This is a genomic window from Pseudomonas sp. 2hn (assembly GCF_019646095.1).
Taxonomy (GTDB): Bacteria; Pseudomonadota; Gammaproteobacteria; order Pseudomonadales; family Pseudomonadaceae; genus Aquipseudomonas; species Aquipseudomonas peradeniyensis.
On record NZ_CP081016.1, the window covers coordinates 1,196,451 to 1,217,457 of the forward strand.

The window sequence follows — 21,007 nt, forward strand, 5'->3', positions numbered from 1 at the left end:
TTGCACCCATGCGCTATATCAGTACCCGCGGCCAGGCTCCGGCCCTGAACTTCGAAGACGTCCTGCTAGCGGGCCTCGCCAGCGACGGCGGCCTGTACGTACCCGAGAACCTGCCGCGCTTCACCCAGGAAGAGATTGCCTCCTGGGCGGGCCTGCCGTACCACGAGCTGGCCTTCCGGGTGATGCGCCCGTTCGTCGACGGCAGCATCGCCGACGCCGACTTCAAGAAGATCCTCGAAGAGACTTACGGCAACTTCGCCCACGCCGCCGTCGCGCCGCTGCGCCAGCTCAACGGCAACGAGTGGGTGATGGAGCTGTTCCACGGCCCGACCCTGGCTTTCAAGGACTTCGCCCTGCAGCTGCTCGGCCGTCTGCTCGATCACGTGCTGGTCAAGCGCGGCGAGCGTGTGGTGATCGTCGGCGCCACCAGCGGTGATACCGGCTCTGCCGCCATCGAAGGCTGCCGCCGTTGCGACAACGTCGACATCTTCATCCTGCACCCGCACCAGCGCGTGTCGGAAGTACAGCGCCGGCAGATGACCACCATCCTCGGCGACAACATCCACAACATCGCCATCGAAGGCAACTTCGACGACTGCCAGGAAATGGTCAAGGCCAGCTTCGCCGACCAGTCGTTCCTCAAGGGCACCCGCCTGGTGGCGGTGAACTCGATCAACTGGGCGCGGATCATGGCCCAGATCGTCTACTACTTCCATGCAGCCCTGCAGCTTGGCGGCCCGGCCCGTTCGGTGGCGTTCTCGGTGCCGACCGGCAACTTCGGCGATATTTTCGCCGGCTACCTGGCGCGCAACATGGGCCTGCCGATCAGCCAGATGGTGGTGGCGACCAACCGCAACGACATCCTGCACCGCTTCATGAGCGGCAACCAGTACGTCAAGGATTCCCTGCACCCGACCCTGTCGCCGTCGATGGACATCATGGTCTCGTCCAACTTCGAGCGCCTGCTGTTCGACCTGCACGGTCGCAATGGCGCCGCGGTTGCCCAGCTGATGGACACCTTCAAGCAAGGCGGTGGCTTCAGCGTCGAGCAGGATCGCTGGACCGAGGCGCGCAAGCTGTTCGACTCGCTGGCCGTCACCGACGAGCAGACCTGCGAGACCATCGCCGAGGTGTTCAAGGCCACCGGTGAAGTCCTCGATCCGCACACCGCGATCGGCGTCAAGGCTGCCCGCGAGTGCCGCCGCAGCCTGGATACGCCGATGGTGGTGCTGGGCACCGCGCACCCGGTCAAGTTCCCCGAGGCGGTGGAGAAGGCCGGTGTCGCCAAGGCCCTGGAGCTGCCAGCGCACCTGAGCGATCTGTTCAGCCGCGAGGAGCGCTGCACGGTGCTGGCCAACGACCTGAAGACCGTCCAGGCCTTCGTCAGCCAGCATGGCAACCGCGGCAAGCCGCTGTAAGCCGAGCGCTATGCGAAAAAGCCCGTCCTGGACGGGCTTTTTCATGTCCACGGCACAGGATTTCGCTCTTTCAGACTTTTCCCATGTAGTTCGGCACATGCCCCTACTAAAGTGGTCGTTCCAACCTACAAGGCATACTGTTCCGGGGGAAGCTCATGCGTCAGCTCAATGTTCTTATCCACCAGGCTCGGCCCTATCACCAGATGCTGTTGCATCAGGCCTTCAATGCCCAGGGCGTCTACAGCGTCCGGGTCACCGATGACGTGCCGACCGCGACGGCACGGCAGCGCCCGGTGGATGTACTGGTGCTCGACCAGCGCATGCCCAGGGGCTATGCCCGGCGCCTGTTCAAGTACCTGGTGCAGGCTTCCTGCGCGGGGGGATTACTGTTCGTCGGGTGTGCCGGCGCGGGGGAAATGGATCTGGCGCTCGAGGCACGCCAGTACGGCTTGAACGTGCTGGCAGAGTTGCCATGGCCGATGTCGATGGTAGGCCTGGAACAGGTGTTGGAGCGCCTCTGATCGGACGCTGGCCGGGTACATCGAAACTGTCATGTTGGCCGCGCATGCTCGCGGTAACGGGCAGAGGCGAACGTTCCGTCGGCCCGATGGTCAGTTTCCTCGAACCTCAGCCAGCGAGTGATCCGGATGGAAAGAATCTGCAGACTGCTCAACGAAGCCCTTGCCCCATACCAGGCCGAGCTTGGTACGCCCGACAGCCTTGGCAGTCGCCAGTTGACACTCTATGACGAGCACGGGGTGGCGATCCTGCAACGTGGGGTCTGCGCTCGTCAATTGGCGGAGCAGCAGTTGCTGATCGACCTGGTCGATGGCCTGCACCGTGACGTGCAGATCGTCGAAGGTCGCCTGCAACCCTGTGTGATCGCCGCCTTGCAACATCAGCGGCAGATGCACGGAACCTTTGCCTGACAGGCCCATCAGATTCAGCAAGGGCCGTCTGATGGTGCTTTGCTCCGGTACCGTCCAGACTGTCACTGGAAGTCCCAAGGGCTTTCGCTTGACCCCGGTCGTCCTCCCCAGCGGCCGGGGTTTCTTTTTGTTCCGACTCCAGGTACGCCCCTGCGCCATCGACTTCGCAACGCTTCAGCGCGCCGACGGTTCACCCTGGTCGAAGAAATGCCTGGCCTGCTCCAGGTAGTCCTCCTGCAGCCCCGGGTCCAGCCAGTGGGCGTACAGTTCGGGCAAGGTATCGCGACGCAAGGTCGGCAGCAGCTGGTCGATATGGGCGATCGCCTCGCGCCCCAGCGGGGTATCCGAGCAGCCTACATGCAGGAACTGGTAACGGTTCACGCCAAGGATGGGGTGGAAACTGTAGTCGTCCAGCGAGCCATTCTGCTGCTGGATCAGGTAACGCATCTCCGGCCAGTAGCCGAGCACCAGTTGCAGGCGACCCAATTGCTGCATCTGCAGCAGGCTGGCCGTGGCATCGTTGCCGTAGTGGCGGCTGAAGGCGGTATCAGGCAGTTGCCGGAGCACCTCGTCGACCTGCACGCTGTAGCTGCGCTCGGCGACGATGCCCAGCTTCAGGCGGGTCTCGGCCAGCAAGCGCTGCAGGTCGACCTGCTGGCCGTCCAGGTACGGCGCGAGCAGGGCCTGGTCCTGCTTGCGCACGATCAGGCCACTGCTCAGCACGCCCAACGAAGGTTGGGAGAAATGCACATACCTGGCGCGTTCAGGGGTCCACAGCAGGGTCGGGTCACAGGTGAAACTGCGCTCCTGGAGCATCTGCAGGCCCCGGGCCCGGTTGACCCGGACGATGCTGTGGTCGTACTCGGGCATTTGGGCGATCAGCATCGGCAGCAACTGGTCGATCACCCCCTGGCTCTTGGCAGGTCCTTCGAAGATGGTGAACGGCGGCAGGTCGCGCACCAGCCACAACAGGCGCTCCCTGGCCTCGGCCGATTGCCCTGCGAGTGCGAACAGCAACAGGCAGAGCACGATGGGCAAATGGCGGATCCGCATGGTGCGTGGGTCAGACCGTGCCGGCCGCGCGCAGGCGGGCAATGGCGGCTGCATCGTAGCCCAGGCCTGCCAGCACCGTGGCCGTATGCTCGCCCAGTGCCGGACCGACCCACTCGGCGGAGCCCGGCGTGTCGGACAACTTGGGCACGATGCCCGGCATCTTGAATGGCTTGCCGTCCGGCAGTCGGGCCTGGAGGAACATCTCACGGGCGAGGAACTGCGGATCGCCCAGCATGTCTTCGGCGGAGTAGATCCGGCTGGCCGGCACCTCGGCATCGTTCAGCGCCTGCATCACCTCGGCCAGCGGCAGGCTGTTGACCCAGCGGTCGATGACCCCGTACAACTCGTCGCGGCGTGCATCACGGCCGTCGTTGGTGGCCAGTGCGGCATCGTTGGCCAGGTCGTCGCGGCCGATGGCCTGCATGAAACGCTTGAAGATCGCATCGCCATTGGCGCCGATCTGCACGTGACGGCCATCGGCGGTGGTGTGGATGCAGGAGGGGGTGATGCCCGGCATGATGTTGCCGGTGCGTTCGCGGATGAAGCCGAATACGTCGAACTCCGGGACCATGCTCTCCATCATGGCGAAGATCGCCTCGTACAGCGCCACGTCCACCACCTGGCCCGTGCCACCGTTGACCTCGCGATGACGCAGGGCCATCAGCGCGCCGATCACGCCCCACAGGGCGGCAATGGAGTCGCCGATGGAGATCCCGGTACGTACCGGCGGACGGTCCTCGAAACCTGTGATGTAGCGCAGCCCGCCCATGGACTCGCCGACTGCGCCGAAGCCCGGCTGGTCTTTCATCGGCCCGGTCTGGCCAAAGCCCGACAGGCGCACCATGACCAGGCGCGGGTTGAGGGCATGGAGCACGTCCCAGCCCAGCCCCAGCTTCTCCAGCACGCCGGGGCGGAAGTTCTCGATCAGGATGTCGGCATCGGCCAGCAGGCGCTTGAGCACGTCGCGGCCTTCCGGGTGCTTGAGATTGAGGGTCAGCGACTGCTTGTTGCGCGCCTGGACGAACCACCACAGCGAGGTGCCTTCATAGAGCTTGCGCCATTTGCGCAGCGGGTCGCCACCATCGGGGGACTCGACCTTGATCACCTCGGCGCCGAATTCGGCGCAGATCCGCGAGGCGAACGGGCCGGCGATCAGGGTGCCGAGCTCGATGACTTTCAGGCCGGCGAGGGGTTTGCTGGGCGTAGGCATGGGGCATCCGTGGCGGCTGGGCGTGAGGGCAGGTTGTATCACAGCTCGGCGGTGGCAGGTATATCGGCGTTGTCTGATCCGACGCTGGCGCCCGGGATCAGTTAGACTGTGCGACTTTCTCCCGCAAGAAGCCTATTGCCCATGGCCCAGCCGTCCACCACCTACAAGTTCGAACTGAATCTGACCGACCTCGATCGCGGCGTGTACGAGAACGTCCGCCAGACCATCGCCCGTCATCCTTCGGAAACCGAAGAACGCATGGCCGTGCGCCTGCTGGCCTATGCCCTTTGGTACAACGAGCAGCTGTCCTTTGGTCGCGGTTTGTCGGATGTCGATGAGGCGGCCCTGTGGGAAAAGAGCCTGGACGACCGCATCCTGCACTGGATCGAAGTCGGCCAGCCCGACGCCGACCGCCTGACCTGGTGCTCGCGGCGGACCGAGCGCACCAGCCTGTTGGCCTACGGCAGCTTGCGCGTCTGGGAAAACAAGGTGCTCGGCGCAGTCAAGGGCCTGAAGAACCTGAGCATCGCCGCCGTGCCGCAGGACGTGCTGGAAGTCCTCGCCACCGACATGCCGCGCACCATCAAGTGGGATGTGATGATCAGCGAAGGCACGGTGTTCGTCACCGACGACCGTGGCCAGCACGAAGTGCAGCTGCAGTGGCTGCTCGGCGAGCGCGGCTGACCTGATTCACAGCGGATTATCGAAGACTCATGCGTATCGAACCTCGTCCCCTGCCGTCTCCCCTGCCATTGCTGGGCAACCTGCCACCCCTGCTGACCCGCCTGTATGCCGCCCGTGGCGTCCAGTCCGAGGCTGAACTGGACAAGAGCCTGGCACGCCTGCTGCCGTTCCAGCAGCTCAAGGGCATCGATGCGGCGGTGGACTTGCTGGTCGAGGCGCTCGACCAGCGCCAGCGCATTCTCATCGTCGGTGACTTCGACGCCGACGGCGCCACCGCCAGCACTGTTGGCGTGCTTGGCCTGCGCCTGCTGGGCGCGGCGCATGTCGACTACCTGGTGCCCAATCGCTTCGAATACGGCTATGGCCTGACCCCGGAAATCGTCGAGGTCGCCCTGCAGCGCCAGCCGCAGCTGCTGATCACCGTGGACAACGGTATCTCCAGCGTCGACGGCGTGGCAGCGGCCAAGGCTGCCGGGCTCAAGGTGCTGGTCACCGACCACCACCTGCCGGGCGAGCAGTTGCCTGCCGCCGATGCCATCGTCAACCCGAACCAGCCGGGGTGCGGGTTCCCGAGCAAGTCCCTGGCCGGAGTGGGGGTGATCTTCTACGTGCTGATGGCCCTGCGCGCGCGGTTGCGCAGCCTGGGGCGCTATGAGACGCAGCCGCAGCCGAACATCGGCGAGCTGCTCGACCTGGTGGCGCTGGGCAGCGTCGCCGACGTGGTGCCGCTGGATGCCAACAACCGCATCCTGGTGCACCAGGGGCTGGAACGTATCCGTGCCGGCCGTGCTCGCGCCGGGCTCAAGGCCATCCTCGAGGTGGCGCGGCGCGATCATCGACGCATCACCTCCACCGACCTGGGCTTCATCCTCGGCCCTCGGCTGAATGCCGCCGGGCGCCTGGACGACATGAGCCTGGGTATCGAATGCCTGTTGTGTGAGGACGCGGCGTTGGCGCTGGACATGGCCCAGCAGCTCGATGGCCTGAACCAGGACCGCAAGTCCATCGAGCAGGGCATGCAGCGCGAGGCGCTGGCCCAGCTCAAGGACCTGCCGGTCGAGTCCATGCCTTATGGCCTGTGCCTGTTCGACGCCGACTGGCATCAGGGGGTGATCGGTATCCTCGCTTCGCGGTTGAAGGAGCGTTACCACCGTCCGACCATTGCCTTCGCCGATGCGGGCGAGGGGATGCTCAAGGGCTCGGCGCGTTCGGTACCGGGGTTCCATATCCGTGACGCGCTGGATGCCGTGGCGGCGCGGCATCCGGCGTTGATCAGCAAGTTTGGCGGGCACGCGATGGCGGCGGGGTTGTCGTTGCCGGCCGAGCACTTCCCGGCGTTTGCCGAGGCGTTCGATGAAGAGGTACGGCGTCAGCTGCGTGAGGATGACCTGACCGGTCGGCTGTTGTCGGATGGCACCCTGGCGGTTGAGGAGTTTCACCTTGACCTGGCGCGGGCATTACGCAATGCCGGGCCGTGGGGGCAGCACTTTCCCGAGCCGTTGTTCCATGGGGTGTTCCAGTTGGTCGAGCAGCGGGTGGTCGGGGAGCGGCATCTGAAGGTAGTGCTCAAGAGCGAGTGTGGGGCGGTGCGGTTGGATGGGATTGCGTTTGGGGTTGATCGGGAGGTTTGGCCGAATCCTACTGTGCGGTGGGTGGAGTTGGCTTACAAGCTGGATGTGAATGAGTTTCGGGGGAATGAGAGTGTGCAGTTGATGATTGCTCACATGGAAGCTCGGTGATTTTGTTTTGATTGGTTAATTGGTTGATAGGTTGATAGTTTGTTTTGAAATTTATATGCGCATTCATTTGTGATGTCGACGCTTGTTCACCTTTCCGCCCTTACGGCCATCCCTTTCAAGGTCTTTTGGTTTTAGCGGCCTTGATGACCCGATCCGTCGAAACGTGGGCATGCACAGCCGTACCTTGCACCCAGGCCTTCGCTTTGGGCACCTTGGGGCCTCGTGGACTTTTCACGACCTGTTTGGGCTGGATGTTTCTGGCTAGCTCCAGCAGGCGCTGGGCCAGTTTGTCTATCGGTACAACTGGCATGTACTCGGATGGCAGGGCAATCTGCATGCCTTCGTAACCCCCTCTGATCTGCACCGCCAAGTGATAGATCGAGGCTTCCCAATTATCGGGCAAGGCATCCCGATGGGCCTGCTCAACACTACGTTTGAGCAAGGCCAGAACGTTGTATGCCAGAACGGCAGTGGTGAAGCCAAGCAAGGCAGCTCGCGGGCTGCCAAGGGTTTCAATTTCACTTTCCAGAATCGCTTCCAGTCGCTGAAACATCCCTTCGATGCTCCAGCGACGGCGATAGAAGTCTGCGATTTGTTGTGCACTGATGCTCTCGGGCAGATTGCTCCAGAACATCAAGCTGTTATCACCTGAGTCGTTTGGCGAATGAAGTGTCAACTCGACACGTCGCCAGCAGTGCCCGCCTTTTACTTCGATGGATTGCTCGCGCACTGTGCCTGTTGCTACCGGCATCGGTGCTTGCCACTCACCTTCTTGGATCAAGCGGGGATGTTTGGCTTGCTGGCGAATGACAAATGATGTGCTCACCTGTTCGCACGCCTCCATGACAGGCAGCGTGCAGTAGAGGCGATCAGCGACCCAGACCTGATTGGCCTTTGCTTGAGCCAGTAACGGCAAGACACAGACGCGCTCACTTGCGTAGGCGTCTTCACACGGTTGGAGGTCGATCACCTGATCCAGATCGGGATCGTAGACCACTACCGAGAACCCGGGGCGAGCCGCCCCACGCTCTTGGCGCAACGCACCAAGACGCTTTTCGGTGGAGGCCAGGTGGCTTCCATCGACTATCCGAACTTGCCAATCAGGAAGCATGGCTGAATAGCCCAACTCATGGATTGTCGGCGCCAAGCGCTGCGCACAGCCTGTCACCAGAGCACGCAACAGGGCAGGTTCGGTTCGACTGATCTTGTCGTAAAGGGCCGCCAGACTGACGGGAAGGTCGTCTAGTTGTCTCGCGGCAGCATGTAAGGATGGCTTCAAGCCCAGAGAAACAAGCGACATCAGCTTGACGATGGTCGAGAACAGCAATTCGCGAGAATACTGCCGTTGCCGGTGCTCCTCGAAAACCTGATCGACCCACTCCGGCGCAATGGCCTGCTCCAAGGCAAGTTTGGCCATTACGCTGGCGGGTGCTTTTTTCTCGAATCGCGCTAGTACATCAGCCCACATCGTTCGGGTCTTCCTGACTGGATTTCAGTGGATTCTACCGAAGACCTTGAAAGGGATGGCCCTTACGGCGGGTTACTTTGGTCTTGGCCAAAGTAACCAAAGCCGTTGCGCTCCATTCATCCGGCCCTCCGCTTCGCTCCGGGTTCCCTCACTCCGGCCTTGCTCCCGGGAGGACCGCGCTGCAGGGCCCATCCTGGGCCCCAGCGCTTGACGGGCATCCATGCCCGTCACCTCCCTCCGCAAGTCCTCCGTTCGGCCTCCTGAAGTCGCGAAGTTACGAGCGGCGCTTGGACTTGCGCAGCTGTCGCTAGTTGAAATTTAATTGATCTATCGATTGTATCGCGGGGCAAGCCCGCTCCCACGCAATAGTCGCCGTTATATATAACCCTGTAGGAGCGGGCTTGCCCCGCGAAAGGGCCGGAACAGCCAATACATAACTAATGGCCAAAAAACTAACTTCGCATTTCTTGCTCTTGCTCTTGCTCTTGCTCTTGCTCTTGCTTCTAAGCGCGCGATAGTTCAGGCGCCACCAATTGCGACTTCAGAAGGCCGAGCGGAGTTCTTGCGGAGGGAGGTGACGGCCATGGATGGCCGTCAAGCGCTGCGCCCCAGGATGGGGCGTTCAGCGCGGTCCTCCCGGGAGCAAGGACGGAGCGAGGGAACCCCGAAGCGAAGCGTAGGGGCCGTATGAATGGAGCCAGCGGTTTTTGCCTACTTTTGCCCAAGAGCAAAAGTAGGTCGCCGTTGAACTGACCCCGACCCCGACCCCAGGATCCCAAGAACCCAGAACACCCCCCACCCCATGGTCTAGTCTGAAACCTACCGGTACCGGCCCACCCCCAAACCACAAAAGCCGGCCCGGAAACCATTGGAGTCCCTGGGAGGTGCCCCATGAGCCTGCTGCTCGAGCCATACACCCTGCGTCAGCTGACCCTGCCCAACCGCATCGCCGTATCCCCCATGTGCCAGTACTCCGCCGTAGACGGCCTGGCCAACGACTGGCACCTGGTCCACCTGGGCAGCCGCGCGGTCGGTGGCGCGGGCCTGGTAATCAGCGAGGCCGTCGCGGTCACCGCCGACGGACGCATCACCGCCGAGGACCTCGGCTTGTGGACCGACGCTCAGATCAAACCCCTGCAACGCATCACCCGTTTCATCACCGCCCAGGGCGCCGTCCCCGGTATCCAGCTGGCCCATGCCGGGCGCAAGGCCAGCACCCACAGGCCGTGGCTCGGCAAGCAGGGCAGCGTCAAGATCGAGGAGGGCGGCTGGCAACCGGTCGGGCCGTCGAAGATCGCCTTCGACCCGCAGCACACCCCGCCACGTGAACTGACCAAGGACGAGATCCAGGACGTGGTCGCCGCGTTCGTTGCCGCGACCGAGCGGGCATTGCAGGCCGGCTTCAAGGTGGTCGAGATCCACGCCGCCCACGGCTACCTGCTGCACCAGTTCCTCTCGCCCCTGAGCAACCAGCGCCGCGATGAGTACGGCAGCTGTTTCGAGAACCGCATCCGCCTGACCCTGCAGGTTGCCGAGGCGGTACGCAAGGCCTGGCCGCAGGAACTGCCGCTGTTCGTGCGGGTTTCGGCCACCGACTGGGTCGAGGACGGCTGGAACCCGGACGAGACCGTCGAGCTGGCCCGTCGCCTACGCGCCCTGGGCGTCGACCTGATCGACGTGTCGTCAGGAGGCACCTCGGTCAATGCCGAGATCCCCACCGGCCCCGGCTACCAGACCCGCTTCGCCGAACGGGTACGCAAGGAGTCGGAAATCGCCACCGGCACCGTCGGCATGATCACCGAACCGGCTCAGGCCGAGCATATCCTGCGCACCGGCCAGGCCGATGTGATCTTCCTCGCCCGTGAGCTGCTGCGCGACCCGTACTGGCCATTGCATGCCGACGACGACCTGGGTGGCAACAAGGCGACCTGGCCGGCGCAGTATCAGCGGGCCACCAGCCGGGCCAACCCCATCCACGAGTCGGACCTGCGCGACTGACTCAGCGACAGGCCGCCTGGCTGAGGATGTCGCTGACCCACTGGTTGATGCTCTTCTGCGCCAGCTCGGCCTTCGCCGCTACGCTGGCGTGGAGGGTGGGCTCCAGGCGCAGGCTGAGTTTTCCGGAGTAGGTCTTCTGCGGTTCGCGCCCCAGGCGCTGGCAGGTTTCGAGGTAGTCATCGACGGCTTCCTCGAACGCCTGGCGCAGTTCGCTGATCGATTCGCCATGGAAGCCGATCACATCGCGGATGCCGGCGACATGGCCAACCAGCAGCTGGTCTTCGTCGCTGTATTCGATGCGGGCCGAGTAGCCGCGGTAGTTCATCACATTCATGGGGTAACTCCTGCCTGCTCCAGGAACTGGCGGGCATCGCGCACCTGATAGGGCTTGGCGTGCCGGTCGGGGTGAGGGCGATGGAAGGTCGCGACCTCGCCATTGAGCTCGAACCGCACGCGTGAACCCCTGCCTTCGATCACCCGAGCACCGAGCGAAACCAGCAGGGACTCTAGGCGCGACCAGTCCAGCGTTCGTGGAACGGGCTTCTTGAAGACGAGTTCGAGTAACGCACGTTGATGATTATTCATGGTATCAGTCTGTGATACCAGTACCGCAAAGCTCAATAGATCAACGGTAGGGCGCCGCAGGGGCAATTCGTGGGAAATGTCGCGCGGTTGTGTGGAAAAACCGCTGCGCCATGGTAACGCTCCCTACTGGAAGCAACTGGCGCAGCCAACAAACCAAGCTGGGCAACATCCGGATGCAAATGCGTTAAGCGTGGCTTCAGCTTGCCGGCCTACTCTGGAGCCCTACCTACTTTGGATGCTTGCGAGGTCTGCCAGATGAACACCCGTGGTTTGCTCGATCAGCTATTGAAAACCGGTCAATCCATGCTGCAGAACCAACAGGGCAAGGGCACCAGTCACAAGGGCTCCGGGAGCCTCGGCAGCCTGCTGTCCGGTGCTGGCGGTGGCGCATTGGCGGCCGGAGCCATGGGCCTGCTGCTGGGGAACAAGAAGGCGCGCAAGTATGGCGGCAAGGCGCTCACCTATGGCGGATTGGCCGCGCTTGGCGTGCTGGCCTACAAGGCCTATGGCAACTGGCAGGCGCGCCAGGGCGGGGGCAATCACGAACCGCAGACCCTCGACCGCCTGCCGCCGGCCCAGGCCGAGCAGCATAGCCAGGCCGTGCTTCGGGCGTTGGTGGCCGCGGCCAAGTCCGATGGCCATATCGACGAACGCGAGCGGGCATTGATCGAGGGCGAGTTCACTCGCCTGGACAGCGACCGCGAGTTGCAGCACTGGCTGCATGCCGAACTGAACAAGCCGCTGGACCCGGCCGAGGTCGCCCGCGCCGCGCAGACCCCGGAAATGGCCGCCGAGATGTACCTGGCCAGCGTGATGATGGTCGATCAGGAGAACTTCATGGAGCGCGCTTATCTCGATGAGCTGGCCCGCCAGCTGCGCCTCGACCCGAACTTGCGCCAGGAACTGGAGAACCAGGTCAGGCTTGCCGGGGGTCAATGAACCGGCATTTGGCCACCTGAACGGGCACGGACGCCTGAATACCGCCGCATTCAGCCGCAATTGAACGGGAAGCCTGGGCTATACTTCGGCGATTTTTCCCGCTCGTATCGAATTCCTGAGGGCTGAATGTGAAGAACTGGACCTTGCGCCAACGGATCCTGGCAAGTTTCGCCGTGATCATCGCCATCATGCTGCTGATGATCGTGGCCGCCTATTCGCGGCTGGTGGCGATCGAGTCCAGCGAGGAAGCCGTGGGGTCCGACAGCATCCCCGGCGTCTACTACAGCTCGATGATCCGCAGTGCCTGGGTCGACAGCTACGTCACCAGCCAGCAATTGGTGGGACTGTCGAACCACCGTGAGATCACCACAGCCGATCTTGAACTGTTCAAGAGCTTCGATGATCGCCTCAAGAAGCACATGGCCAGCTACCAGGCGACCATTCGCGACGCGGCCGACCAGGCGGCGTTCGACGACTTCACCCGTTTGGAGGAGGAGTACGTCAAGCTCGTCGACCAGGTCCTGGAAACCTATCGCCAGAAGAACTACCCCGAAGCCCAGCGCTTGATCATGGATGTGCTCACGCCGGCCTGGAAGGAAGGGCGCCAGCACCTGAACGAAGTGATCGAGCGCAATCGCGAGTCCGCCGACAAGGCCACCAATGACATTGTCAGCGCGGTCAACACCGCCAAGGGCAGCATGATCGTCTCGTTGCTGCTGGCCATCATCGCCGCCGGTGTCTGCGGCCTGCTGCTCATGCGCGCGATCACCGCGCCCATGCAACGCATCGTCCACGGCCTGGACGGCCTGCGCTCCGGCGACCTGAGCATGCGCCTGAATCTGGACCGCAAGGATGAGTTCGGCGCGATCGAAGGGGGCTTCAACGAGATGGCCGAGTCCCTGGCCAACCTGGTGGCCCAGGCCCAGCGCTCGTCGGTGCAGGTGACCACCTCGGTCACCGAGATTGCCGCCACCTCCAAGCAGCAACAGGCCACCGCTACCGAAACCGCCGCCACCACCACCGAGATCGGTGCCACGTCGCGGGAAATCGCCGCCACCTCGCGCGACCTGGTTCGCACCATGACCGAAGTCACCAGCGCCGCCGACCAGGCGTCGAGCCTCGCCGGCTCCGGCCAGCAGGGCCTGGCCCGCATGGAAGAAACCATGCACCAGGTGATGGGCGCCGCCGACCTGGTCAATGCCAAGCTGGGGATCCTCAACGAAAAGGCCAGCAACATCACCCAGATGGTGGTGACCATCGTCAAGGTCGCCGACCAGACCAACCTGCTGTCGCTCAACGCCGCCATCGAGGCGGAGAAGGCCGGCGAATACGGTCGCGGTTTCGCCGTGGTCGCCACCGAGGTGCGGCGCCTGGCCGACCAGACCGCCGTGGCCACCTACGACATCGAGCAGATGGTGCGCGAGATCCAGTCGGCGGTGTCGGCGGGGGTGATGGGCATGGACAAGTTCTCCGAGGAAGTGCGCCGCGGCATGTTCGAGGTGCAGCAGGTCGGCGAGCAACTGAGCCAGATCATCCACCAGGTGCAGGCGCTGGCGCCGCGGGTGCTGATGGTCAACGAGGGCATGCAGGCCCAGGCCACCGGCGCCGAGCAGATCAACCAGGCGCTGGCCCAGCTCAGCGATGCCAGCACCCAGACCGTCGAGTCGCTGCGCCAGGCCAGCTTCGCCATCGACGAACTGAGCCAGGTGGCCGCCGGGCTGCGGGGTGGTGTGTCGCGGTTCAAAGTCTGACGACGATGAACGACATGTCCCCCCGCGAGGCGCGCGCCACCACTGAAAAGGGCGTGCTGTACCTGCAGTTTCGCATCGCCGACCAGCGTTTCGCCCTGGATGTGCGCGAGGTGATCGAGGTCCTGCCGCATCGTGCGCTCAAGCCCATCGCCCAGGCCCCGGCCTGGGTCGCTGGTGTGCTCGCCCATCGCGGTGCGCTGGTGCCGGTGATCGACCTGTCGGCGCTCAGTTTCGGCTCGCCGGCCCAGTCGCGCAGCAGTACGCGACTGGTGCTGGTGCACTACCGCGTCGATCCGCAGCGTCCGCAGTTGCAGCTGGGATTGATCCTGGAGCAGGCCACCGACACCCTGCGTTGTGCTCCCGAAGATTTCCAACCCTACGGGCTGGACAATGCCGAGGCGCGTTACCTCGGACCAGTGCGTCAGGACGCCCGGGGCTTGCTGCAACGCATCGAGGTGGACGACCTGTTGTCGGATGCGGTGCGCGAGTTGCTGTATCCGCTGGAGCCAGGGCAGGTGCAGGCATGAGTGAGCAGCGTTTTTTCCGTTTCCTGCAGGAACGTATCGGCCTGGACGTCGAGTCGGTCGGCGCGGCGATGGTCGAGCGTGCCTTGCGCCAGCGTTGCACACTCGTGCAGGCCGAGAACCTGGACGACTACTGGATACGGTTGCAGCAGTCGACCGATGAACAGCAGGCCTTGATCGAGGCGGTCATCGTTCCGGAGACCTGGTTCTTCCGCTACCCCGAATCCTTCACCGCCCTGGCGGGGTTGGCCCACAAGCGCGTGGCTGAGCTGGCCGGCGCCCGGCCGCTGCGGATCCTCAGCCTGCCGTGCTCCACCGGCGAGGAGCCGTATTCGATCGCCATGGCATTGCTCGACGGCGGGCTGAACCCCGGGGCATTTCGTATCGACGGCATCGACATCAGCCCCAGCTCGGTGGCCAAGGGCGAGCAAGGCGTTTATGGCCGCAACTCGTTCCGCGGCAGTGAGCTGGCCTTTCGCGAGCGACATTTCAGTGTCGTCGACGAGGCCCATCGCCTGGATGAGCGGGTGCGCCAGCAGGTCAGCCTGCAAGTGGGCAACGTGCTCGATCCGGCGCTGCGGGCCCGTGAAGGCCTCTACGATTTCGTGTTCTGTCGTAATCTGCTGATCTATTTCGACGTACCGACCCAGCAGCGGGTGTTCGAGGTGCTCAAGCACCTGACCCATGCCCAGGGCGTCCTGTTCATCGGTCCGGCCGAGGGCAGCCTGCTGGCGCGCCTGGGTATGCGACCACTGGGGATCGCCCAGTCGTTCGCCTACGTTCGTCAGGAAGAAGCGCCGCCGGTCGTCATCGCCAAGCCGGCGCCGGTGGCCCGCCCTGCAGTGGTGCCACCCGTGCCACCGCGTATCGTGACGCTGTCGCCGCGGGTCGGCAGGCCGAATGCCGTGCCAGTCGCCAAGGCGATGCCGACCGAGGATGAGGCGCAACTGCTGGCCAACATCGCCCAGCATGCCAATGCCGGTGACAGCGCCCAGGCCAGGGAAGGCTGCGAGCGCTATCTGCGCAAGTTCGCGCCCAAGGCACAGGTTTACTACTGGCTGGGGTTGCTCAGCGATACCGAGGGCGATGCCGCGCAGGCCATCACCCATTACCGCAAGGCCCTCTACCTCGAGCCGCAGCACCCGGAGGCGCTGATGCACCTGGCCATGCTGCTGGCCGCGCAGGGCGACGAGGCGGGCGCGCGACGCCTGCAGGAGCGTGCCGCTCGGGCTGGCCGGGAGTCTGAACGATGAGCGGCGGATACCCTATGCAACTGATTGCCCACGATGACGAGCAGATCGATGATTGCTGGAACCGTATCGGGGTGCATGGCGACAAACAGTGCCCCTTGCTGCCACGGCATGTGCACTGCCGTAACTGCGAGGTCTATGCCGAGGCGGCCACGCGCCTGCTCGACCGTTATGCGCTGATCCAGGATGAACAGCTCGAGGCTCCCGCTGTACAGGAGGAGGCGGTCGGCCGCTCGATGCTGCTGTTCCGCCTGGGCGAGGAATGGTTGGCCCTGGCCACCGCCTGCCTGGCCGAGATCGCCCCGTTGCAGCCGGTGCACTCGTTGCCTCACCAGCGTTCACGGGTGCTGCAGGGGGTCGCCAATGTGCGCGGGGCGCTGGTGCCCTGCCTGTCGCTGGCCGACCTGCTGGGCGTGCCGGTCGAGGCGGGCAGCGAGCGCGGCGGGCGGAGCATGCCGCGCATGCTGATCCTGGCGGCCGAAGGCGGGCCGGTGGTGGTGCCGGTGGATGAGATCGACGGGATCCATCGCCTCGACCCGGCGAGCCTGGACAATGGCCGCGATGCTGCGCACTTCACCGCGGCGGTGCTGCAGTGGCGCGGGCGCAGCGTGCGTGTGCTGGATGAACAACACCTGATGTCAGCCGTGAAGCGGAGCCTGTCATGACCCCGGAGCAAATGCGCGATGCGTCGCTGCTCGAGCTGTTCAGCCTGGAGGCCGAGGCCCAGACCCAGGTGCTCAGCGCGGGCCTGATGGCGCTGGAGCGCAACCCCGCGCAACCTGATCAGCTCGAGGCCTGCATGCGTGCGGCGCACTCGCTCAAGGGGGCGGCGCGGATCGTCGGCATCGACGCCGGGGTCAGTGTCGCCCACGTGATGGAAGACTGCCTGGTGGCCGCCCAGGAGGGCCGCCTGCTGCTGCGCCCCGAGCATATCGACGCACTGTTGCAGGGCACCGATCTGCTGATGCGTATCGCCACGCCGGGCGACCAGGACAGCGAGGCCGCCGTGGCGGTGTTCCTGGCACAGATGGCGGCCTTGCTCGACCCCTCGGCACCCTTGCTGGCCAACGCGCAGCCGAGTGCAGCGAGCCTGCCGCCTGTCGTCCAGCCCTCACTGCCGGAGCCTGAGGCCCTGTCGCCACCTGAACCCGACGTCGAGGCAGAGCCGGTGCCTGCCCGCAAGGCCGGAAAACGCGGTGGCGAGGGCGGCGAGCGGGTGTTGCGGGTCACCGCCGACCGACTGAACAGCCTGCTGGACCTGTCGAGCAAGTCGCTGGTCGAGACCCAGCGCCTGAAACCCTACCTGGCCACCCTGCAGCGCCTGAAACGCATGCATGGCCAGGGCATGCGGGGGCTCGACGGGCTGAAGGCCCAGCTGGAGGAGAGCGGCCAGGGGCCAGAAGTGCTCGAAGCCCTGGCCCAGACCCAGCAGTTGCTGGCCGAAACCCAGCAAATCCTGTTGCAACAGGCGGCTGACCTGGACGAATTCGGCTGGCAGGCCAGCCAGCGCGCGCAGTTGCTCTACGACACGGCTTTGGCGTGTCGCATGCGTCCGTTCGCCGATGTGCTGACCGGGCAGAGCCGGATGGTCCGCGACCTTGGCCGCTCGCTGGACAAGCCCGTGCGCTTGCTGGTCGAGGGCGAGAAGACCCAGGTCGACCGCGATGTGCTGGAAAAACTCGAGGCTCCGCTGACGCACCTGTTGCGCAACGCGGTCGATCACGGTATCGAGCTGCCCGAGCAGCGCCTGCTGGCCGGCAAGCCAAGCGAGGGCACGGTACGCTTGCGCGCCTCGCACCAGGCCGGATTGCTGATTCTCGAATTGTCCGACGACGGTGCCGGTATCGATCTGCAGCGCCTGCGCCGCAGTATCGTCGAGCGTGCCCTGTCGCCGGCCGAGACCGTGGCGCAGATGAGCGAGGCCGAGCTGCTGACGTTCCTGTTCCTGCCGGGCTTCAGCCTGCGCGATACGGTCACCGAGGTCTCCGGACGCGGTGTCGGACTGGACGCGGTGCAGCACATGGTTCGCGAACTGCGCGGGTCTATCGAGTTGACCCAGGTTGCCGGGCAGGGCTGCTGCTTCCACCTGGAAGTGCCGTTGACCCTGTCGGTGGTGCGCAGCCTGGTGGTCGAGGTGGGCGGCGAGGCCTATGCCTTCCCACTGGCGCATATCGAGCGCACCGTCGAAGTGCCTGCCGAGGCCATCGTGCAGATCGAAGGCCGTCAGCACTTCTGGCACGAAGGGCGGCATATCGGCCTGGTGGCTGCCAGTCAGTTGCTCAACCGGCCGGCGGCCCAGGGTGATGAACAGAGCCTTCGGGTAGTGGTGATTCGTGAGCGCGAACAGCTCTATGGGGTGGCGGTCGAGCGGCTGATCGGCGAACGGGTGCTGGTGGTGATGCCACTGGACGCGCGCCTGGGCAAGGTCCAGGACATTTCCGCCGGCGCCCTGCTCGATGATGGCTCGGTGGTGCTGATCGTCGATGTCGAGGACCTGCTGCGCTCGGTGGACAAACTGCTCAGCACCGGCCGCCTGGAACGTATCGAACGGGGCGGGCGGGGCGGCAAGGGCGTGGCACGCAAGCGCATCCTGGTGGTCGACGACTCGCTCACCGTACGCGAGCTGCAGCGCAAGCTGCTGGGCAACCGCGGCTATGACGTGGCGGTGGCCGTCGATGGCATGGACGGCTGGAACGCCCTGCGCAGTGATGATTTCGACCTGCTGATCACCGACATCGACATGCCGCGCATGGACGGTATCGAGCTGGTCACCTTGGTAAGGCGTGACAACCGCCTCCAATCGTTGCCGGTGATGGTGGTGTCCTACAAGGATCGTGAAGAAGACCGGCGTCGTGGACTGGATGCCGGCGCTGACTATTATTTGGCCAAGGCCAGCTTCCATGACGATGCGTTGCTGGAGGCGGTCGTGGAGCTGATCGGAGGTGCCCAGGGATGAGAATCGCCATCGTCAACGACATGCCTATGGCCGTGGAGGCCCTGCGCCGCGCGTTGGCCTTCGAACCCGCGCATCAGGTGATCTGGGTGGCGGGCAATGGCGCCGAGGCGGTGCGCCTGTGCGCCGAGCAGACTCCTGATCTGATCCTCATGGACCTGATCATGCCGGTGATGGACGGTGTCGAGGCCACCCGACGGATCATGGCCGAGACCCCGTGCGCCATCGTCATCGTCACGGTGGACCGCAAGCAGAATGTGCACCGGGTGTTCGAGGCCATGGGCCATGGCGCCCTGGATGTGGTCGATACCCCGGCGTTGGGCGCGGGCGACGCCCGGGAGGCGGCCGCGCCGCTGTTGCGCAAGATCCTCAACATCGGCTGGCTGATCGGCCAGCAGCGTCCCAGCGCTGCCCGGGCGGTGGCCGCGCCGCTGCGCGAGACTTCGCAGCGCCGTGCCCTGGTGGCCATCGGCTCGTCGGCGGGTGGGCCGGCGGCGCTCGAGGTACTGCTCAAGGGCCTGCCGCGCAGTTTCCCGGCGGCCATCGTGCTGGTCCAGCATGTCGACCAGGTGTTCGCCGCCGGCATGGCCGAATGGCTCAGCACCGCGTCCGGCCTGCCGGTGCGCCTGGCCCGCGAGGGTGAGCCTCCGCAGCCGGGGCAGGTGCTGCTGGCCGGCACCAACCACCATATCCGTCTGCTGAGAAATGGCGAGCTGGCCTACACTGCCGAGCCCGTCAACGAAATCTACCGGCCCTCGATCGACGTGTTCTTCGAGAGTGTGGCGCGCTATTGGTCTGGCGATGCGGTGGGCGTGCTGCTTACCGGGATGGGGCGCGATGGCGCCCAGGGCCTGAAGCTGATGCGCCAGCAGGGCTTCCTGACCATCGCCCAGGACCAGCAGAGCAGCGCGGTATACGGCATGCCCAAGGCCGCCGCGGCGATCGACGCGGCGGTGGAAATCCGTCCGCTGGAGCGAATTGCCGGGCGACTGATGGAAATCTTTTCGAAATGACGATATGTATTGAGGCGCGCCGCGTGGCCGGCGGTCAACGGGTGACTACGGATGAATGATCTACCGATCGAAGGTTTCACGACCATCAACGAAAGCGCGGCGATGGTCCTGCTGGTCGACGATCAGGCGATGATCGGCGAAGCGGTGCGCCGTGGTCTGGCCCATGAAGAGAACATCGACTTCCACTTCTGCGCCGACCCGCACCAGGCGGTGGCCCAGGCCATGCGCATCAAGCCCACGGTGATCCTCCAGGACCTGATCATGCCGGGCCTCGACGGCCTGACCCTGGTGCGCGAATACCGCAACAACCCGGCCACCCAGGACATCCCGATCATCGTCCTGTCGACCAAGGAGGACCCGCTGGTCAAGAGCGCGGCCTTCGCCGCCGGGGCCAACGACTACCTGGTGAAGCTGCCGGACACCATCGAGCTGGTGGCGCGTATCCGCTACCACTCGCGTTCGTACCTGACGCTGTTGCAGCGTGACGAGGCTTACCGCGCCCTGCGGGTGAGCCAGCAGCAGTTGCTCGACACCAACCTGATGCTGCAGCGGTTGATGAACTCGGACGGGCTCACCGGGCTGTCCAACCGCCGTCACTTCGACGAATACCTGGAGCTGGAGTGGCGCCGGGCTATTCGTGAGCAGCAGCAGTTGTCGTTGCTGATGGTCGATGTCGACTACTTCAAGGCGTTCAACGACAGTTTCGGCCACCTTGCCGGTGACGAGGCCCTGCGTCAGGTGGCCGAGGCCATTCGCGGCTGCTGCTCGCGGCCGACCGACCTGCCGGCGCGCTATGGCGGCGAGGAGTTCGCCCTGGTGCTGCCCAATACTTCGCCTGGTGGCGCGCGGCTGGTGGCGGAAAAGCTGCGCCAGACCATCATGGGCCTGAAGATTGCCCACACCGTCCCTGAGGCGGCCTCGCACCTGACCGTTAGCATCGGTCTGGCGACCTTGACGCCGAGTGTCGGCAGTCACTGTCGGCAACTGATTTCGGCGGCGGACAAGGGGTTGTATCTGGCCAAGAACAGCGGGCGTAATCAAGTCGGGATTGCCTAAGTGAGTTCCCGCAGGGGTATTAGTGTTTTCAGCACTTCACTAACCCTGCGGGACCGGCTTGTCGGCAGAGGTTGTAAACAACAATTGCTGGCTGAAACCTAAACTCCAATCTCTTCGCTCTTCGCTCTTCGCTCTTCGCTCTTCGCTCTTCGCTTTTGCTTTTGCTTTTGCTTTTGCTTCTAAGTGCGCGGTAGATCAGGCAACACCAATTGCGACTTCAGGAGGCCGAGCGGAGTTCTTGCGGAGGGAGGTGACGGGCATGGATGCCCGTCAAGCGCTGCGCCCCAGGATGGGGCGTTCAGCGCGGTCCTCCCGGGAGCAAGAACGGAGCGAGGGAACCCCGGAGCGGAGCGTAGGGGCCGGATGAATGGAGCGAGGATTTTTTGGTGACTTTTTGATCCTTCAAAAAGTTACCCGCCGTAAGGGCCATCCCTTTC

At 64.4% G+C, this 21,007-nt stretch carries 19 protein-coding genes; 14 read left to right on the forward strand and 5 right to left on the reverse strand.

Translation table 11 applies throughout. The features are described 5' to 3' along the window. Positions 1–8 precede the first annotated feature (8 nt). The 3 genes from thrC to K2O50_RS05570 all read left to right on the forward strand — a co-directional run bounded on the left by thrC (position 9) and on the right by K2O50_RS05570 (position 2,347). Entirely contained in the window at positions 9–1,418 is a 1,410-nt protein-coding gene (thrC, locus tag K2O50_RS05560) for a threonine synthase (protein ID WP_050704207.1), read from the forward strand. A gap of 155 nt (positions 1,419–1,573) precedes the next feature. Further along, the gene (locus K2O50_RS05565; protein WP_050704208.1) at positions 1,574–1,939 is read left to right on the forward strand and encodes a hypothetical protein; all 366 of its coding nucleotides are present in this window, start codon (positions 1,574–1,576) and stop codon (positions 1,937–1,939) included. A 126-nt stretch (positions 1,940–2,065) separates the two neighbouring features. After that, positions 2,066–2,347 carry a DUF3509 domain-containing protein gene (locus K2O50_RS05570; RefSeq protein WP_052896260.1) on the forward strand — a complete coding sequence of 94 codons (282 nt, stop codon included), beginning with the start codon at positions 2,066–2,068 and terminating at the stop codon, positions 2,345–2,347. A gap of 174 nt (positions 2,348–2,521) precedes the next feature. On the opposite strand, the gene K2O50_RS05575 is transcribed toward K2O50_RS05570, so the two are convergent. Then, the gene (locus tag K2O50_RS05575) at positions 2,522–3,400 is read right to left on the reverse strand and encodes a TIGR02285 family protein (RefSeq protein ID WP_050704210.1); all 879 of its coding nucleotides are present in this window, start codon (positions 3,398–3,400) and stop codon (positions 2,522–2,524) included. Between the two features lie 10 nt (positions 3,401–3,410). Beyond that, a complete protein-coding gene (locus K2O50_RS05580; RefSeq protein ID WP_050704211.1) occupies positions 3,411–4,610 on the reverse strand; it encodes a CaiB/BaiF CoA-transferase family protein in 1,200 nt (399 codons plus the stop codon). A 141-nt stretch (positions 4,611–4,751) separates the two neighbouring features. Between K2O50_RS05580 and K2O50_RS05585 the strand changes: the two genes are divergently transcribed. Together K2O50_RS05585 and recJ are read left to right on the forward strand one after the other, a co-directional pair. After that, positions 4,752–5,294 (forward strand): YaeQ family protein, encoded by a 543-nt coding sequence (locus K2O50_RS05585; protein ID WP_050704212.1) that lies wholly within the window; start codon positions 4,752–4,754, stop codon positions 5,292–5,294. A gap of 29 nt (positions 5,295–5,323) precedes the next feature. Next, positions 5,324–7,033: a single-stranded-DNA-specific exonuclease RecJ gene (gene recJ, locus K2O50_RS05590; protein ID WP_050704213.1), complete on the forward strand. Its 1,710-nt coding sequence runs from the start codon at positions 5,324–5,326 to the stop codon at positions 7,031–7,033. 115 nt (positions 7,034–7,148) lie between these two features. On the opposite strand, the gene K2O50_RS05595 is transcribed toward recJ, so the two are convergent. Further along, a complete protein-coding gene (locus K2O50_RS05595) occupies positions 7,149–8,450 on the reverse strand; it encodes an IS4 family transposase (protein WP_050707627.1) in 1,302 nt (433 codons plus the stop codon). Between the two features lie 942 nt (positions 8,451–9,392). Here K2O50_RS05595 and K2O50_RS05600 point away from each other — a divergent pair. Beyond that, positions 9,393–10,499, forward strand: coding sequence for an NADH:flavin oxidoreductase/NADH oxidase (locus K2O50_RS05600; protein ID WP_050704362.1), 1,107 nt, complete (start codon positions 9,393–9,395; stop codon positions 10,497–10,499). A 1-nt stretch (position 10,500) separates the two neighbouring features. On the opposite strand, the gene K2O50_RS05605 is transcribed toward K2O50_RS05600, so the two are convergent. Both K2O50_RS05605 and K2O50_RS05610 read right to left on the reverse strand, forming a co-directional pair. Beyond that, complete coding sequence (locus K2O50_RS05605; RefSeq protein ID WP_050704363.1) at positions 10,501–10,833, reverse strand: type II toxin-antitoxin system HicB family antitoxin; 333 nt, start codon at positions 10,831–10,833, stop codon at positions 10,501–10,503. Then, positions 10,830–11,084: a type II toxin-antitoxin system HicA family toxin gene (locus K2O50_RS05610; RefSeq protein ID WP_050704364.1), complete on the reverse strand. Its 255-nt coding sequence runs from the start codon at positions 11,082–11,084 to the stop codon at positions 10,830–10,832. Before K2O50_RS05610 ends, K2O50_RS05605 begins: the two co-directional genes overlap by 4 nt. Before the next feature lie 255 nt (positions 11,085–11,339). Between K2O50_RS05610 and K2O50_RS05615 the strand changes: the two genes are divergently transcribed. From K2O50_RS05615 to K2O50_RS05650, 8 genes are all read left to right on the forward strand, one after another. Next, positions 11,340–12,023 carry a tellurite resistance TerB family protein gene (locus K2O50_RS05615; protein ID WP_050704365.1) on the forward strand — a complete coding sequence of 228 codons (684 nt, stop codon included), beginning with the start codon at positions 11,340–11,342 and terminating at the stop codon, positions 12,021–12,023. A 128-nt stretch (positions 12,024–12,151) separates the two neighbouring features. After that, a complete protein-coding gene (locus tag K2O50_RS05620; RefSeq protein WP_050704366.1) occupies positions 12,152–13,774 on the forward strand; it encodes a methyl-accepting chemotaxis protein in 1,623 nt (540 codons plus the stop codon). Between the two features lie 5 nt (positions 13,775–13,779). Beyond that, a complete protein-coding gene (locus K2O50_RS05625) occupies positions 13,780–14,301 on the forward strand; it encodes a chemotaxis protein CheW (RefSeq protein ID WP_050704367.1) in 522 nt (173 codons plus the stop codon). After that, entirely contained in the window at positions 14,298–15,551 is a 1,254-nt protein-coding gene (locus tag K2O50_RS05630; RefSeq protein ID WP_050704368.1) for a CheR family methyltransferase, read from the forward strand. The genes K2O50_RS05625 and K2O50_RS05630 overlap by 4 nt, the downstream gene beginning before the upstream one ends. Further along, entirely contained in the window at positions 15,548–16,213 is a 666-nt protein-coding gene (locus tag K2O50_RS05635; RefSeq protein WP_050704369.1) for a chemotaxis protein CheW, read from the forward strand. The genes K2O50_RS05630 and K2O50_RS05635 overlap by 4 nt, the downstream gene beginning before the upstream one ends. Beyond that, complete coding sequence (locus K2O50_RS05640) at positions 16,210–18,504, forward strand: hybrid sensor histidine kinase/response regulator (protein ID WP_050704370.1); 2,295 nt, start codon at positions 16,210–16,212, stop codon at positions 18,502–18,504. Before K2O50_RS05635 ends, K2O50_RS05640 begins: the two co-directional genes overlap by 4 nt. Next, the gene (locus K2O50_RS05645; protein ID WP_050704371.1) at positions 18,501–19,514 is read left to right on the forward strand and encodes a chemotaxis response regulator protein-glutamate methylesterase; all 1,014 of its coding nucleotides are present in this window, start codon (positions 18,501–18,503) and stop codon (positions 19,512–19,514) included. The genes K2O50_RS05640 and K2O50_RS05645 overlap by 4 nt, the downstream gene beginning before the upstream one ends. 51 nt (positions 19,515–19,565) lie before the next feature. Then, positions 19,566–20,570, forward strand: coding sequence for a PleD family two-component system response regulator (locus tag K2O50_RS05650; protein WP_050704372.1), 1,005 nt, complete (start codon positions 19,566–19,568; stop codon positions 20,568–20,570). Positions 20,571–21,007: the final 437 nt, after the last annotated feature.